A 1,159-nucleotide genomic window follows, 5' to 3' on the forward strand; every position below is an offset into this window, starting at 1 on the left:
CTTGCCGAATAGGTCGCCAGAGGACCGGCCTTCCATCAGTTGGTCTAATAGCTTTTTGTCGATGCTCATACGTGGGTCTCCTTATAGAGCAGTTACCACGCCAGAGCACAAAATTCAGGACAGTCCCGGCCCCTGGCGCAGCTTCGACGCCGTGGAATACGCTACCCTCGAATGGGTCGACTGGTTCAACAATCGCCGCCTTCTCGAACCCATCGGGAGCATTCCGCCCGCAGAGGCCGAGGCAAACTTCTACGCTGCTCTGGAAACATCAGGCATGGCCGCGTAACTAAGACAAATCAGCCTCCGGCAAACCCGGCGCGGTTCAAACCCATCGGGAGCATTCCGCCCGCAGAGGCCGAGGCAAACTTCTACGCTGCTCTGGAAACATCAGGCATGGCCGCGTAACTAAGACAAATCAGCCTCCGGCAAACCCGGCGCGGTTCAGAGTGGCTCTGGTCCTACAACAACGAACGCCCCAACATGGGCAACGGCGGGATGACCCCCGCCCAGAAATTGAGAATGGCTGCGTAAGTTCTACGATCGAGCCCCCATAAAAATGGGGGGATTATCCAACCAGGCGCTGAACTGCTGACCCGCCCCTTTGCTAAACTCTCTTTCCTTCTACCGACGCAAATAGCCCTCTTCGCAAAGCCAGCGGAACACGAATTTGAACAGGGATAGAGCAAGGGGACATCCCCCCAAATGCAGAAAGACCCGCCGAGAAGGCGGGTCTTTCTGAAAGCGATACTTCGCTAATATTGGTTGCGGGAGTAGGATTTGAACCTACGACCTTCAGGTTATGAGCCTGACGAGCTACCGGGCTGCTCCATCCCGCGCCAATGCCCTCCGTTTAGACTTATAGTGCGGGAGCTGCAAGCGCATTCGAACAGAAAAAGGTAATTTTTCTTGAGATTTTTTCCGGCACGCTTAACGTTCGCGCCGCCAAAGTTCGCTGGCCGCCGGAAAGCCCTGCTCAAACGCAAAACCGCCGCAGCATTGAGCTGCGGCGGTTTTGTTATTCTGATCATCGTAGAGAGATACTGTAGTCTAGGAACTTATTAGGTTTGGCGATGACCTACTCTCCCACGTCTTAAGACGCAGTACCATCGGCGCTACGGCACTTAACGGCTGGGTTCGGGATGGGACCAGGTGTTTTGCT

The 1,159-nt window shown here is 55.1% G+C and carries 1 tRNA gene, 1 rRNA gene and 1 pseudogene; 1 reads left to right on the forward strand and 2 read right to left on the reverse strand.

The window, feature by feature from the left end:
* A pseudogene (locus tag HKX24_RS17585) lies at positions 1–286 on the forward strand (hypothetical protein); the annotation flags it as partial.
* 473 nt (positions 287–759) lie between these two features.
* Here the strand turns inward: HKX24_RS17585 and HKX24_RS17590 are convergent.
* Both HKX24_RS17590 and rrf read right to left on the reverse strand, forming a co-directional pair.
* Positions 760–836: transfer RNA gene (locus HKX24_RS17590), tRNA-Met, on the reverse strand.
* Positions 837–1,062: 226 nt separating this feature from the next.
* Positions 1,063–1,159: ribosomal RNA gene (rrf, locus tag HKX24_RS17595) — 5S ribosomal RNA — on the reverse strand; the annotation flags it as partial.

The organism is Sulfitobacter sp. M85 (genome assembly GCF_029285915.1).
Taxonomy (GTDB): domain Bacteria; phylum Pseudomonadota; class Alphaproteobacteria; order Rhodobacterales; family Rhodobacteraceae; genus Sulfitobacter; species Sulfitobacter faviae.